Here is a 12,445-nt window from a genome sequence, read left to right on the forward strand (position 1 = left end):
GACCCGGAAGTGGAGTCGATGATGACCACGACCGCCGTCCTCGACGTCGGCCGCGCTGCTCCGGTGCGTGCGGCCGGGCGGACGACCGGTTCGCGGACCGCGACGGCGCTCCTGCTCGCGCCCGCGGTGATCGCCTCGCTGGCCCTGTTCGTCTACCCGCTCGCGCGCATCGTCGTCGTCAGCGTGACCGAGCCGACGATCGGGCTGCACAACTACGCGGAGCTGTTCACCGACGGCTACACCCTGCGCGTCCTCACCCGGACGCTGCTGGTGGCGCTCGGCGTGGCCGTCCTCGACCTGCTGATGGCGTTCCCGTACGCGTACGCGATGACGGTGTGCAGCCCGCGGGTGCGCGCCGTGCTCTTCACGATCGTGCTCATCCCGTTCTGGACCAGCGCGCTGGCCAAGAACTTCGCCTGGATGATCCTCTTCCAGCGCGGCGGGCTGGTCGACGAGTTCCTGAAGGCGACCCTGGGCATCGACTACCCCCTGCTCGGCACGACGCCCGCGGTGCTGATCGCGATGTCGCAGGTCCTGCTGCCGTTCGCGGTGCTGCCCCTCTACGCATCCCTGGAGCAGATCGACCGGCGGCTGGTCGACGCCGCGCAGGGGCTCGGCGCCACCCGCGGACGGGCGTTCCGCCAGGTCTACCTGCCGCTGGCCGCACCCGGGCTGGTGGCGGCGGGGGCGCTCGCGTTCATCCTCTCGCTCGGCTTCTACATCACCCCGGCGCTGCTCGGGTCGCCGCAGCAGACGCTGATCGCCCAACTGATCATGGCGCGGGTCGAGCAGGTCCTCGACTTCGCCGGCGCCGACGCGATCGGCATCTTCCTGCTGATCGTCACGGTGGCCATGGCGCTGCTGTCGCGGTGGGTGTCCCGCCGGGCCACCGCGCGGAAGGAGGCGGCTCGATGAGGCGGGCACCGCTGCTCTGGATCGTGGTGTGCAGCGTCGCGGCCCTGCTGACCGTCCCGACGCTCTTCCTGATCCCGATGAGCCTCACCGGCGGCTCGACGTTCCAGTTCCCGCCGCCGAGCTGGTCGCTGCGGTGGTACCGCAACCTCGTCGAGGACCGCGGCTGGCGCGACGCGGTGATGGTGTCGCTGCAGGTGGCGGTGCTCTCCACGCCGATGGCCGTGGCGATCGGCACCGGCGCGGCGTTCGGGCTGATGCGCCTGGGCGCGCGGCTGCGGCTGATCGGGGCGGGCGCGCTCTCCGCGCCGCTGGTGATCCCGAACATCCTCATCGCGCTGGCGATCTACGGGATGTTCCTGCAGATGGGCCTGTCCGGCACGATCCTCGGCCTGGTGCTCGGGCAGACCGCGCTCGCGGTGCCGTTCGTGCTGATCGCGGTGCTCGCCCGGCTGCAGGGCTACGACCGCAACCTCACCGCCGCCGCGCTGAGCCTCGGCGCCACGCCCGCGACGGTGTTCCGCACGGTCACGTTCCCCCTCGTCCTGCCGGGCATCGTCGCCGGCGGCGTGTTCGCGTTCGTCGCCTCGTTCGACGAGCTCGTGATCGCGCTCCTGCTGCAGAGCCCCCGCACCGTGACCCTGCCCGTGCAGATGTTCAACGCCGTCGTCGAGGCGGCGGACCCGACGATCTCGGCCGCGTCGACCGTCCTCGTGGTCGTGGTCAGCGCGGTGATCCTCGTGGCGCAGATCGGCTGGACCCGCCGGTCGGAGAAGAGGAGTGGAAGCGGCGCATGAACGCACGTGCGGGACGACTGGAGATCCGCGAGCTCGTCAAGCACTACGGCGGCGACGGCCCTGCGGCGGTGGCCGGGATCGACCTCACGATCGATCCCGGTGAGTTCATCACCCTGCTCGGGCCCAGCGGGTCGGGCAAGACCACGACGCTGAACATGATCGCCGGGTTCGTGCCGCCCACGTCCGGGTCGATCCTGCTCGGCGGCACCGACCTGACCGGGCTGCAGCCGCACAAGCGCGGGTTCGGCATGGTCTTCCAGAACTACGCCCTGTTCCCGCACATGTCGGTCTTCGACAACGTCGCCTACCCGCTGCGCCAGCGCGGCAAGAGCAAGGCCGAGATCCGCAAGCTCGTGCTCGACATCGTCGAGCGGTTCGGGCTGGCCGGGCTGGAACGGCGCCGCCCCGCCCAGCTCTCCGGCGGCCAGCAGCAGCGGGTCGCGCTCGCCAGGGCCCTGGTGTTCTCGCCGCCGGTGCTGCTGCTCGACGAGCCGCTCGGCGCGCTGGACCGCAAGCTGCGCGCGCAGCTGCAGCTGGAGCTGAAGAAGCTGCACCAGGAGGTCGGGCTGACGTTCGTCTTCGTCACCCACGACCAGGACGAGGCGATGTACCTGTCCGACCGGATCGCGGTGTTCGACGAGGGCCGCATCGACGGGATGGGCCGGCCCGCCGAGCTGTACGACGACCCGGGCACGCTGTTCGTCGCGAACTTCCTGGGCGAGGCGAACACGTTCGCGGGCCGGTTCGCTGATCCCCGCACCTACGCGTGGAACGACGAGAAGTGGCGCACCGGGGAGGGTGACCACCCCGCTGAGGCCGTGCTCGTCGTCCGGCCGGAGCGGACGCGGGTGTTCGCGCCCGGCGAGGTGCCGCCCGGCTGGAACTCGGTCGGCGCGATCGTCACCGACGTCTCCCGCCTCGGCCCGACCTCGCGCATCGATCTCGCCTTCCCCGACGGCCGCGCCGGAGCCGCCGTCCTCCCCTCGACCGACGCGGTGCAGGTGCGCGTCGGTGACGACGTCCGCGCCGCGTGGGACCTGCCGTCGCAGGCCTTCGTGACGCCCTGACCCTCCCATGCCCCGTAGCCGTCGGATCACCGAGGAGAACGGTCCATGCGCAAGGCCTTCCTGCTGGGCCCCGTCGTCGCACTCACGCTCGCCGCGTGCGGCTCGTCCCCACGACCCGAGCGTTCCGCCGATCCCGCCCCGCCCCCGGAACCGCTCAGCGTGGTCGGCCACGCCTCGGTCCTGGAGTTCGGACCCGTCCTGCTGGCTGCGAAGAAGGTTCCGCCGGGCACGGTCGTCACCGCCAGCGGTGGCGTGCCGAACCTGTGGAACGCCCAGGACAACCAGCTCTCCAGCGGTGTGAGCGGGCGCGCTGCGAGCGGCTCGGCCCCCGTCACGTCCGCGACCGCGGACCTCGCCGGCAACGCCGGCACACAGACCCTGCGGATGTCGCTCGAGCACGACGACGCTCGCATCGTCATGACCGTCACCGAGGGGCTGTACCGGATCGTCGCCCGCAAGTCGGCGGGGATCACCGGCCCCACGGACCTCAAGGGCAAGCGCATCGCGACCTTCGCCAACACCTCGGCCGCCGTCTTCCTCAGCGACGTGCTGCGGACCGCCGACCTGACCGAGGACGACGTCACGATCACCTCGCTCACCGCACCCGCCACGGCCGACGCCCTGATCAACGGCGAGGTCGACGCGATCTCGATCTGGGAACCCGAGTCGGAGCGGGCCGTGAAGGCGCTCGGTGACGACGTCGTGACCTTCCGCCCCCAGGGCTCCTACCGGGAGGTCTACAGCCTCAACGCGAAGGCCGGCGACCTCGTGGACCCGCAGAAGCGGGCCCGGATCGTGGAGTTCCTGCGCGCGGTCGTCGACGGCTGCCGGGCCGCCGAGGAGGACCCGGCGGAGATGCAGGCGCTGCTGGCCGAGCGGACCGGGCAGCCGCTGGAGCTCATCGCCGAGTCGTGGCACCACCACCACTTCCCCTGCGACCTGCCGGACGATCTCCTCGACGTCCTCGTCGCCGAGGAGCAGTGGCTCGCGGAGAAGGACGGCCGCGCCCCGCGGACCCGGGAACAGCTCGAGGTGCTGATCGACGGGAGCGTCCTCGAGGAGGTGCGGGCGAAGAAGTAGCCGACACCGGCCTGACCGCCGTGCTGTGGCGTCCTGGGGGGACGCAGCACGGCGGTCGTTCCCGTTTCAGAGCAGGCTGCGTCCGATCAGCGTCAGCGCCGAGGCACCCACGACGACGAGGACGGCGACGCGCATGCGGCCGGCGTCCAGGTAGCGGCGCAGCGGGCCGGACAACCAGAAGCCGGCCGCGACGAACGGGGTCAACACCAGCCCGGCGGTCACCTGCACAACCGGGAGCTCACCGGTGACGGCCAGGGTCAGCACCGACAGCAGGGCACCCACGACGAAGAACACCGCCAGCGTGGCCCGCACGCGCGGGCCGCTCTCGCGGTGGTAGAGCAGTGCGATCGGCGGACCACCGATCGCGGTGGCGGTCCCGGTGGCGCCCGCCACCATCCCCGCCGCGGTGAGCGTGACGGGGTTGCGCGGCACCTGGGTCGACCACGCGCTGGCCGCCAGCGCCGCCAGCACGACCAGGCCGACCACGGCACCCAGCACCTGCGTCGAGACCGCGGCCACCACCCACACACCGAGCGGCGTTCCGGCCACCCGGCCGAGGAACGCCCAGCCCAGCCCTCTCAGGTCGGCGTGGCGCAGCTCCCTGGACAAGGTCAGCAACGGCACCACGGTGGCGGCGATCAGGATCGAGCCCGGCATGAGGGAGGGGAACATCAGGGTCACGATCGGTGTGGCGACCAGACCCACCCCGAGCCCCACGCTGCTCTGGACGATCGCCCCGACGAGCGCGGCCACCCCGCCGATGATCACGAAGTCCGGCTCCGGCAGCACGTGGTGGAACGCTACCTCCCACCCTTCCCGCTGCCGCGCACCCGCCTCCGTCTGTGACGTTCGAGGCTCCGGCTTGGTCAATACCTCTGGTACTCAATACCCTGGGTACGTGAACGAGACGTATCCGCCGCCGACCCCGCGCCCGAGCCGCAGCGACGTCCGCACGCGCCTGCTGGACGCGGCGAGCGAGGTGTTCCTGGAGGCCGGGTACGCCGACGCCCGGCTCACCGACGTCGCCCGCCGGGCCGGGCTGACCAAGGGCGCCGTCTACTCGAACTTCGCCTCCAAGCTCGACCTGTTCGCCGAGGTCGTGCGCAGCCGCACCGCCGAGATCGCCCAGCGGGCGATGGCCACCGTCGCCGCCGGCGCCCCCATGGCGAAGACACTGGCCGAGGCGGTCGTCGGCGAGTCGCGGTGGAGCCTGCTGCTCACCGAGTTCGCCGTCCACGCGCTGCGCCACCCCGAGCTGCGCAGCGCGTACGCCCAGGTCCGGCGCGCCCAGCGGGAGGCGCTCACCACCGCGATCACCGCCGCCACCGCCGAGGACCCGGCCCTGGCCGAGCGCGTCGCCGGCCGGCCCGAGCACGCCGCGCTGCTCGTGCTCGCCGCCGTCAGCGGGCTGGTGCTGGACCGCAGCGCCGATCCCGCCGCCGTCGGCGTCGACGAGGTCGCAGGGGCGTTGTCGCTGCTGCTGCCCGCCCAGGTGGACGGAGGCTGACGTGCGCTGGGAGCTCGATTCGGTGGCGGTGGACGGCACCCACTCGCCCCTGCTGCGGCCCACCTCGCTGGCGCTGCGCAGCGGCCAGGCGCAGCTCGCGGTCGGCCCCGCCGGGGCCGGCCACACCGCCCTGGCGCTGGCCGCCGCCGGGCGGATGAAGCCGAGCACCGGCCGAGTGCTGCTCGACGGGTCACCGGCCCCGGACGTGCTGCGCCGGACCGTCGCGATCGTCGATGCGCCGGGGGTCACCGAGCCCGACGGAGCGCTGCCGCTGGCCATTGTCATCGGCGAGGAGCTGGCGATGGCCCGCCGGCGCGCGGGGCGCGCCGCCGTCGCCGCGTGGCTCGACGAGCGCGGTGCCCTCCCCCACGCCCGCACCCGCTACGAAGACGTGCCCGCGCCGCTGCGGCTGCGGCTGACGACCGAACTGGCCGCCGCCCGGCCGGGCGTGCGGGCGCTCGTCCTGACCTCGCCCGACCGGCACGGCGTGCTGCCGCAGGACTGGTGGGCAGTCGCCTGCGAGCACGCCGGGCAGGGCCTGGCCGTGATCGTGACGGCGCAGGAGGTCGCGAGCGCGCTGCTCGACGCCGTACCGGCCGTGATCGGGGCCGCCGAGCCCGGCGAGCCGACGACGATCCGTGCCGAGGAACCCGAGCTCGCCGAGGAACCAGGACCCGCGGACCGGGCCGGTACCGATGAACCGACCGCGGTCCTGGCCGCGGACTCCGAGGAGAGGAGCGGGTCGTGACCTCGATCCGCCTGGCCATCACCGAGCTGCGGCGCATCACCGCGGGTCGGCTGCCGAAGCTGGCGGTGGTCGCGCTGTGCCTGATCCCGTTGCTCTACGGCGGGCTGTACCTCTACGCCAACCGCGACCCGTACGGCAAGCTCGACGACGTCCCGGCCGCGCTCGTCGTGGAGGACACCGGTGTGCGCCAGCCCGACGGCACCGTGCGCAACGTCGGCGCCGAGGTCGCGCAGGAGCTGCTCGACGGGCACGCGTTCGACTGGTACCGGATCGACGCCGCCGCGGCCGAGGAGGGCGTGCGCACCGGGACGTACACGTTCGCGCTGACCCTGCCGGCGGACTTCAGCGAGGCCCTCACCTCCACCGCGGACTTCACGCCCCGCCAGGCGGTGCTGGTCCTCACCACGAACGACGCGAACAACTACCTCGCCCGCACCATCGCCGGCACGCTCACCTCCCGGGTGCACGACGCGGTCGCCGAGCAGGTCGGCACGGAGGCCGCCGACCGGTTCCTCACCGGGTTCGCGACGGTGCACGACAAGCTCGGCGAGGCCGCCGACGGTGCCGACCAGCTCGCCTCCGGGGCCGGCACCGCTCGCGACGGTGCCGACCAGCTCGCCTCCGGGGCCGGGCGGCTCGCCGACGGGCACCGGCAGCTGCTCGACGGGGCGACCCAGCTGGAGTCCGGAGCCGCCCAGCTCGCCGACGGTCTCGGCCAGCTCCGCGACGGCACGAAGACCCTCCCCTCCGACGCCGACGCACTGGCCGACGGCGCCGAGCAGGTCGCAGCCGGCAACCGGAAGATCGCCGACGCGGGCGCGACCGTGGCCGGGGTAGCGCAGAAGATCGCCGACCGGATCTCCTCCGCCGACGACGAGCTGCGCAGCGAACTGGTCGCCGCAGGCCTCACCGACGAGCAGGTGGACAAGGCACTGGCGAAGCTGCAGCCGCTGCGGCAGGAGCTGCTCGCCGGCAACACGAAGCTCCAGCAGGTCAACGACCAGCTGTCCCAGCTCGCGGACGGCTCCGAGCAGGTCGCCGCGGGTGCCCGCAAGCTCGCCGACGCCGCCCCGCAGCTGGCGTCCGGCATCGCCCAGGCCGCCGACGGTGCCGACCAGCTCCACGAGGGGGCGACCGCGCTGAAGGACGGGGAGCAGTCCGCGCTCGACGGCGCCGTCGCGCTGAAGGACGGCGCGGCCGAGCTGGCCTCCGGCGTCGGCAAGCTCGCCGACGGGGCCGCCCAGCTGCACGACGGGCTGGAGTCCGGTATGGCGGGCGTCCCGGCGCTCGACGACGACACCCGCACCGCCACCGCGCAGACCATCGCTGATCCACTCGCGGTGCGGAACGTCGCCGAGAACGAGGCCGCCGACTACGGCGCCGGGCTCGCTCCCTTCTTCATGACGCTGGCCGCCTGGATCGGCGCTTACGTGCTGTTCCTGCTCCTGCAGCCGCTGTCGACCCGCGCGATCGCAGCGAACCAGCCGTCGTGGCGGGTGGCGCTGGGCGGCTGGCTGCCGGCGGCGCTGCTGGGGATGGTGCAGACCACCGTGCTCTACCTCGTGCTGATGCTCGGGCTCGGCATCGAGCCGGTGCACCCCGTGCTCACCCTGGGCCTGATGTGGCTCGCCTCGGCCTGCTTCACCGCCGTCGTCCACGGGCTCAACGCCCTGCTCGGCGCGACCGGTCAGTTCCTCGGTCTCGTGCTGATGGTGCTGCAGCTGGTCAGCGCGGGCGGCACGTTCCCGTGGCAGACGATCCCCGACCCGCTCTACCCGCTGCACTACGCGCTACCGATGAGCTACGTGATCGACGGGCTGCGCCAGCTGATGTACGGGGGCGAGCTGATGCGCGTCGCCGGCGACACCGGCGTGGTGCTGGTGTGGCTGGTCGCCGGGCTCGCCCTGGCCACGTACGCCGCACGGGCGCGACGCGTGTGGACCCCGGCGCAGGTCCGCCCCGAGCTGGTGCTGTGACCTGCGCGACGACGTGCGCGACCTGACGGATCGGTAAGGCAAGAAGATGGCAAGAAGCGCGCAAACCTTCCCCAAGAACGGTGGCCGTCCCGCCGGCGACCCCATAGCGTCGTGCTCATGGACTCCGGCCACGCGCCGTCGCGCACCACTCCCTGCGCCCGCCGGTACCGGGGCCCCTCCGGGGTGGGCCACACGCTGGTCGTCCTGTGCGCCTGGGCGCTGGCCGGACTCGTCACGCTCGCCGTCGCCGCCAAGACGAAGATCGGGCCGGTCGTCGTCGAGCTCACCCGCAGCCACGGGGTGCACGCCGGGGACGTCCTCGCCGCCGTCGTCATGTCGCTCTTCGCGATGACCGTGACGGTGCTCGTGATCGCGCACTTCTGGGCGGCCCGGCGCCGGGCGCGGCGGGCGCACCGGTACGCCGCGGTGGGGTACGGCACCCTCAGGTGCGACGCCCGCGCGCACGGACGCCAACAGGGCCCGGCCCGCGCGCACGACCACGACGGGCACGACCGGAGCCGGTACGCCTACCGCCGCTGACGCCCGGGGAGCTGCGGAACGAAGCGCCTGAGGGACGAGGGCACGAGCACCGGAGGAGCACCTCGACGACCCACCGGTCCGCGAGCCCGGTCGGTTGCGGAGCCGTCCTCGACGCGGGGAGCGCGTGAGCCGCGCTCGGCGACGGAGGGCCGGGCGCGATCAACGCTGCGGCTCTCCTGCCACTCGCCGTCCCTGCCCTCGGCCGACGACACCGTCGCCGCACCGATGAGTCCGGGCGGTCCGGCCGGTCCACCCTCGCGCACCGACCCGAGGAGGACCGTCGTGACCGCACCCCTGACCGATCCCGATCCCCGCTACGGCGAGCCGGGCGCCCCGCCGACCGAGTGGGCCGAGGCGGAGCGGATCCTGGCCACCGCCGAGCTGTACTGGATCTCCACCGTCCGCCCGGACGGCCGCCCGCACGTCACGCCGCTGCTCGCCGTCTGGGACGACGGCGCCCTGCACGTCTGCACGGGCGCCGCCGAGCGTAAGGCGCGCAACATCGCGGCCAACCCGCGGGTCGCGCTCACGACCGGCCGGAACGACCTGGTGGGCGGCACCGACGTGGTCGTCGAGTGCGTCGCCCACCGGGTCACCGATCCGGCCCGGCTGGCCGAGCTCGCCACCGCCTGGGAGAAGAAGTACGGCGCCGACTGGCACTTCGACGTCGGCGCTGAGGGCTTCACCGGGCCCGGCGGTGTGGCCTGGGTGTTCCGGCTCGACCCGACGACGGCGTTCGCCTTCGGCAAGGGCCCCTACCGCCAGACCCGCTACCGCTTCACCTAGCAGTCCCGGGAGCGGCCGGTCACTGGACGGCGGCCCGCAGCGCCTGGTCGGTCAGCGGGATCCGCTGTCCGTCCACGAGCACGGTCGGGGTGCCGTTCACCCCCGCCTTCGACGCCGCGTCGGTCGAGTTCTCCACCCAGCCGCGGTAGGTCCCGTCGGCGACGCACTGCTCGATCGAGTCGGGGGCACCGGCCTGGCGGGCCAGCTCGACCAGCCGCGAGTCCGGCAGGCCCGGACCGCCCTCCGGCGGCTGGTTCTCGAAGAGCAGCTTCGCGAACTGCGGATACACCCCGGCGTCGGCCGCGCACCCGGCCGCCGCCGCGGCCCGGGTCGAGTACTGCGTGGACGAGAGCCGGTCGAGGATCGCGATCGGGTGGTAGACGATCTTCGCCGTGCCCTCCGCGACGAGCTCGTCGAGCGTGGCACCCGACTGCACCTCGTAGGCGCGGCAGACCGGGCACAGGAAGTCCAGGTAGACGTCGATCGTGTGGCGTGCGGCGGGATCGCCGACGACGATCCCGCCCACGACGGTCCCGGCCGGCGCTGGTGCGGACTCGGCCGATCGCTGCGCGTACCAGACGCCGAACCCGACGGCACCGGCGAACAGCACGAGCACGAGGATCGCCGCGATCGTCGCCCCGGACGGTCCGCGGCGGCCGATCGTCTTGCGCATGTTCACCGTGCGCTGTGCAGCGCCCATTCCTCACTCCGTCCCGACGCCGACCGCGCGGCGCCCTCGTTCGTCCTCGACCGCACGGCCGGCCAGCCGCCCGTCGAGCGCGAACCGGCTCGCCGGTCGCCAGGCGAGCAGCAGCGCGACGAGCAGCAGCCCGCCGTCGCGGATCAACTCCCAGCCGTACTGCGGTTCCTCGTCGGCGGCGAGCAGGCCGCCGGACCCGAAGCATCCGCAGTCGATCCGCAGCCCGCGGGCCCACGCCGACGCGATCCCGATCACGAACGCCGCCATCAGCACCGCCGACGCGATCGCCGCCGGCCGCACGAAGATCCCCGCCACGAGCAGCAGCGCCAGCAGGACCTCCACCAGCGGCAGCGCCGCGCCGACGATCGGCACGACGGCCTCGGGCAGCAGGTCGTAGGCACGCACGGCCCGCACCGACGCGTCCAGATCGGTGACCTTCGCCAGGCCGGCCCACAGCCACACCCCGCCGAGCAGCAGGCGGGCGAGGGTCGCCAGAACACGGGTCATACCCTGTGGGTCGTGCGCGGAGCCCGTCCGGTTCCCGGGTCGCACCGATCTCACCCGTCCGGGGCGGTGGGCGTCGTAGGCTCTGCGGATGCCCCGCTCGACGTCCGCGGTGCGCCGGCTGGCGCTGTTGGTGGTCGCGATCGCGCTGTGCACGGGCGCGGGCTGGCAGCTGGGCAGGCTGGCCGAACCGGCGCTGCCCCCGCCCTCGTACGACCTCCCGGCCTCCGGCGGGCATCACCACTGATGGCGACGGTCACCGCGGCGGCTCCCGCGGACCGGGAGTGGACGCGCCTGGTCACCGTGATCGGGTTCGGCCTGCCCGTGCTCGTCCTCGCGGTCGTGCCGCCCCTGCAGTACCCGTACTGGCAGTGGACGGCGCTGGTGCTCACCACACCCGTCGCGACGTGGGGTGCGTGGCCGATCCACCGCGCCGCGCTGCGCGGGCTGCGCCGCGGCGACGCCGGCCCGGACGTGGTCACCGCGCTCGCGGTGGCCTGGGCGTACGGGTGGTCGCTGTGGGCGATGTTCTTCGCCGGTGCCGGGACCACCGAGCACACCCACCCGGTGGAGCTGCTGGCTCCGCGGGCGAGCGTGACCGCGCAGATCTACTTCGAGGTGGCCGTGGTCGTCGCGGGTGCGGGGCTGGCGCTGCGCCGGTACCTGCCCCGCGTCGAGCACCACGATCCCGGCGAGGCGTTCCCTCCGGCGCGCACCGCCCGCTGGGCCGGGCGCTGGTACGGGCCGGTGACGCTGTGCCTGACGGGCGCCGCCACCGGGTTCTGGTGCGGGGCGGAGCTGCCGACGGTGGCTGTGCCGGCCGGGCTCGCCGTGCTGGCGATCGCCGCTCCACTGGCGGTCACCGAGGCCGTCCCGGTCGCCGTGGCCGCGGGCCTGCGCCGCGCCGCCGCGACCGGCGTGGTCGTCGGGGAGGAAGCGGCACCGGCCGCGGCGGCGGTCGACACGATCGTCCTCGGGCGGGCGCTGCTGCACCGGCCGGTGGCCGTCACCGGGATCACGGTCGCCCGCGGCACCGCCGAGGGTGACGCGCTCGCCGTCGCCGCCGCGCTCGCCGGGCACTCCCCCGACGCCCGCATCTCCGCGCTGGCCGGCGCCGCCGCGTTCCCGCCGTCGGTGAGCGATCTCGCCGTCGACGCCGCGGGCAGCGTCCGCGCGACCACCGGCGCCCGGCACGTCGCGCTCGGCCCGCCCGCCGCGCTCGGCGTGGAGGTGCCCGACGCGCTGGGCACGCCCGATCTCGTCGTCGTGTGGGACGGGCAGGTGCGGGCCGGCTTCACCGTCGAGACGGGCCGCCATCCCGGCGCCGCGGCCGTCGTCGCCGAGCTGCGCAGGCTGGGACTGATCCCGGTGCTGCTGACCGCCGCGGACGAGGCGGATTCCCTGGCCGACGGGCTCGACGTCGACGTGGTGCTGCCCGCCGCCGGACCCGCCGCGAAGGTGGCGGTCGTGCGCCGGCTGCGGGCCGACGGGCACACCGTGGCGGTCGTCGCGGGCCCGGGGGCCGCGCACCTGGAGGCAGCCGATCTGCCGGTCGCCGTGGGCGCGCCGAGCGTCCGCGGCATCGGCCTGCCCGCCGGGGCGCCCGAGGCGCTGCCCGGCGCGCTGCGCCTCGCGCGGCGGATCACCGGGACCGCCGAGATCGGGCTGGCAGTGGCGCTCGGCGCAGCACTGGTGGGGCTGCCGGTGGCCGCGGCCGGCTTGATCCACCCGCTGCTGGCGGCCGTGGTGGGCCCTGGTGTCACCGCGGCCGTCGTGCTCAACGCGCTGCGGCTGCGCCGGTGAGCGCCCGGGAGGTGCGGATCAATCC

The 12,445-nt window shown here is 74.1% G+C and carries 14 protein-coding genes; 11 read left to right on the forward strand and 3 right to left on the reverse strand.

Annotated elements, in window-relative coordinates:
• The first annotated feature begins 21 nt into the window (after positions 1-21).
• Genes BUE41_RS25775 through BUE41_RS25790 form a run of 4 tightly spaced genes read left to right on the forward strand, consistent with a single transcriptional unit; the run spans position 22 to position 3,856 of the window.
• The gene (locus tag BUE41_RS25775; RefSeq protein WP_073459974.1) at positions 22-915 is read left to right on the forward strand and encodes an ABC transporter permease; all 894 of its coding nucleotides are present in this window, start codon (positions 22-24) and stop codon (positions 913-915) included.
• On the forward strand, positions 912-1,709 hold the full coding sequence (locus BUE41_RS25780; protein WP_073459913.1) for an ABC transporter permease: 798 nt from the start codon (positions 912-914) through the stop codon (positions 1,707-1,709). Before BUE41_RS25775 ends, BUE41_RS25780 begins: the two co-directional genes overlap by 4 nt.
• A complete protein-coding gene (locus BUE41_RS25785; protein ID WP_073459914.1) occupies positions 1,706-2,776 on the forward strand; it encodes an ABC transporter ATP-binding protein in 1,071 nt (356 codons plus the stop codon). The genes BUE41_RS25780 and BUE41_RS25785 overlap by 4 nt, the downstream gene beginning before the upstream one ends.
• Before the next feature lie 45 nt (positions 2,777-2,821).
• Positions 2,822-3,856 (forward strand): ABC transporter substrate-binding protein, encoded by a 1,035-nt coding sequence (locus BUE41_RS25790; RefSeq protein ID WP_073459915.1) that lies wholly within the window; start codon positions 2,822-2,824, stop codon positions 3,854-3,856.
• Positions 3,857-3,922: 66 nt separating this feature from the next.
• Here the strand turns inward: BUE41_RS25790 and BUE41_RS25795 are convergent, their stop codons facing one another.
• Positions 3,923-4,645 (reverse strand): sulfite exporter TauE/SafE family protein, encoded by a 723-nt coding sequence (locus BUE41_RS25795; protein WP_084755842.1) that lies wholly within the window; start codon positions 4,643-4,645, stop codon positions 3,923-3,925.
• Between the two features lie 109 nt (positions 4,646-4,754).
• Here BUE41_RS25795 and BUE41_RS25800 point away from each other — a divergent pair, with 109 nt between their 5' ends.
• From BUE41_RS25800 to BUE41_RS25820, 5 genes are all read left to right on the forward strand, one after another.
• Positions 4,755-5,363 (forward strand): TetR/AcrR family transcriptional regulator, encoded by a 609-nt coding sequence (locus BUE41_RS25800; RefSeq protein ID WP_073459916.1) that lies wholly within the window; start codon positions 4,755-4,757, stop codon positions 5,361-5,363.
• A gap of 1 nt (position 5,364) precedes the next feature.
• On the forward strand, positions 5,365-6,111 hold the full coding sequence (locus tag BUE41_RS25805) for a P-loop NTPase family protein (RefSeq protein WP_073459917.1): 747 nt from the start codon (positions 5,365-5,367) through the stop codon (positions 6,109-6,111).
• Complete coding sequence (locus BUE41_RS25810; RefSeq protein ID WP_073459918.1) at positions 6,108-8,087, forward strand: YhgE/Pip domain-containing protein; 1,980 nt, start codon at positions 6,108-6,110, stop codon at positions 8,085-8,087. Before BUE41_RS25805 ends, BUE41_RS25810 begins: the two co-directional genes overlap by 4 nt.
• 117 nt (positions 8,088-8,204) lie before the next feature.
• The gene (locus BUE41_RS25815; protein ID WP_073459919.1) at positions 8,205-8,627 is read left to right on the forward strand and encodes a hypothetical protein; all 423 of its coding nucleotides are present in this window, start codon (positions 8,205-8,207) and stop codon (positions 8,625-8,627) included.
• A gap of 282 nt (positions 8,628-8,909) precedes the next feature.
• Entirely contained in the window at positions 8,910-9,413 is a 504-nt protein-coding gene (locus tag BUE41_RS25820) for a pyridoxamine 5'-phosphate oxidase family protein (protein WP_073459920.1), read from the forward strand.
• Positions 9,414-9,432: 19 nt separating this feature from the next.
• On the opposite strand, the gene BUE41_RS25825 is transcribed toward BUE41_RS25820, so the two are convergent.
• Together BUE41_RS25825 and BUE41_RS25830 are read right to left on the reverse strand one after the other, a co-directional pair.
• Positions 9,433-10,113 carry a DsbA family protein gene (locus tag BUE41_RS25825; RefSeq protein WP_143172357.1) on the reverse strand — a complete coding sequence of 227 codons (681 nt, stop codon included), beginning with the start codon at positions 10,111-10,113 and terminating at the stop codon, positions 9,433-9,435.
• Positions 10,114-10,116: 3 nt separating this feature from the next.
• Positions 10,117-10,620: a MauE/DoxX family redox-associated membrane protein gene (locus BUE41_RS25830; RefSeq protein WP_073459921.1), complete on the reverse strand. Its 504-nt coding sequence runs from the start codon at positions 10,618-10,620 to the stop codon at positions 10,117-10,119.
• A gap of 88 nt (positions 10,621-10,708) precedes the next feature.
• Between BUE41_RS25830 and BUE41_RS30935 the strand changes: the two genes are divergently transcribed.
• The gene (locus tag BUE41_RS30935; RefSeq protein WP_159444968.1) at positions 10,709-10,864 is read left to right on the forward strand and encodes a hypothetical protein; all 156 of its coding nucleotides are present in this window, start codon (positions 10,709-10,711) and stop codon (positions 10,862-10,864) included.
• Positions 10,864-12,420, forward strand: a complete 1,557-nt coding sequence (locus BUE41_RS25835; protein WP_073459922.1) for an HAD family hydrolase — start codon at positions 10,864-10,866, stop codon at positions 12,418-12,420. The genes BUE41_RS30935 and BUE41_RS25835 overlap by 1 nt, the downstream gene beginning before the upstream one ends.
• Positions 12,421-12,445 lie beyond the last annotated feature (25 nt).

It is taken from the genome of Pseudonocardia thermophila, assembly GCF_900142365.1.
Taxonomy (GTDB): Bacteria; Actinomycetota; Actinomycetes; order Mycobacteriales; family Pseudonocardiaceae; genus Pseudonocardia; species Pseudonocardia thermophila.

What these genes read in the sequence shown, in the direction of transcription:
- BUE41_RS25830 (WP_073459921.1), bottom strand. Translation starts at nt 10,620, where the DNA reads ATGACCCGTGTTCTGGCGACCCTCGCCCGCCTGCTGCTCGGCGGGGTG.
- BUE41_RS25785 (WP_073459914.1), top strand. Translation starts at nt 1,706, where the DNA reads ATGAACGCACGTGCGGGACGACTGGAGATCCGCGAGCTCGTCAAGCAC.
- BUE41_RS25825 (WP_143172357.1), bottom strand. Translation starts at nt 10,113, where the DNA reads ATGGGCGCTGCACAGCGCACGGTGAACATGCGCAAGACGATCGGCCGC.
- BUE41_RS30935 (WP_159444968.1), top strand. Translation starts at nt 10,709, where the DNA reads ATGCCCCGCTCGACGTCCGCGGTGCGCCGGCTGGCGCTGTTGGTGGTC.
- BUE41_RS25780 (WP_073459913.1), top strand. Translation starts at nt 912, where the DNA reads ATGAGGCGGGCACCGCTGCTCTGGATCGTGGTGTGCAGCGTCGCGGCC.
- BUE41_RS25815 (WP_073459919.1), top strand. Translation starts at nt 8,205, where the DNA reads ATGGACTCCGGCCACGCGCCGTCGCGCACCACTCCCTGCGCCCGCCGG.
- BUE41_RS25775 (WP_073459974.1), top strand. Translation starts at nt 22, where the DNA reads ATGACCACGACCGCCGTCCTCGACGTCGGCCGCGCTGCTCCGGTGCGT.
- BUE41_RS25790 (WP_073459915.1), top strand. Translation starts at nt 2,822, where the DNA reads ATGCGCAAGGCCTTCCTGCTGGGCCCCGTCGTCGCACTCACGCTCGCC.
- BUE41_RS25835 (WP_073459922.1), top strand. Translation starts at nt 10,864, where the DNA reads ATGGCGACGGTCACCGCGGCGGCTCCCGCGGACCGGGAGTGGACGCGC.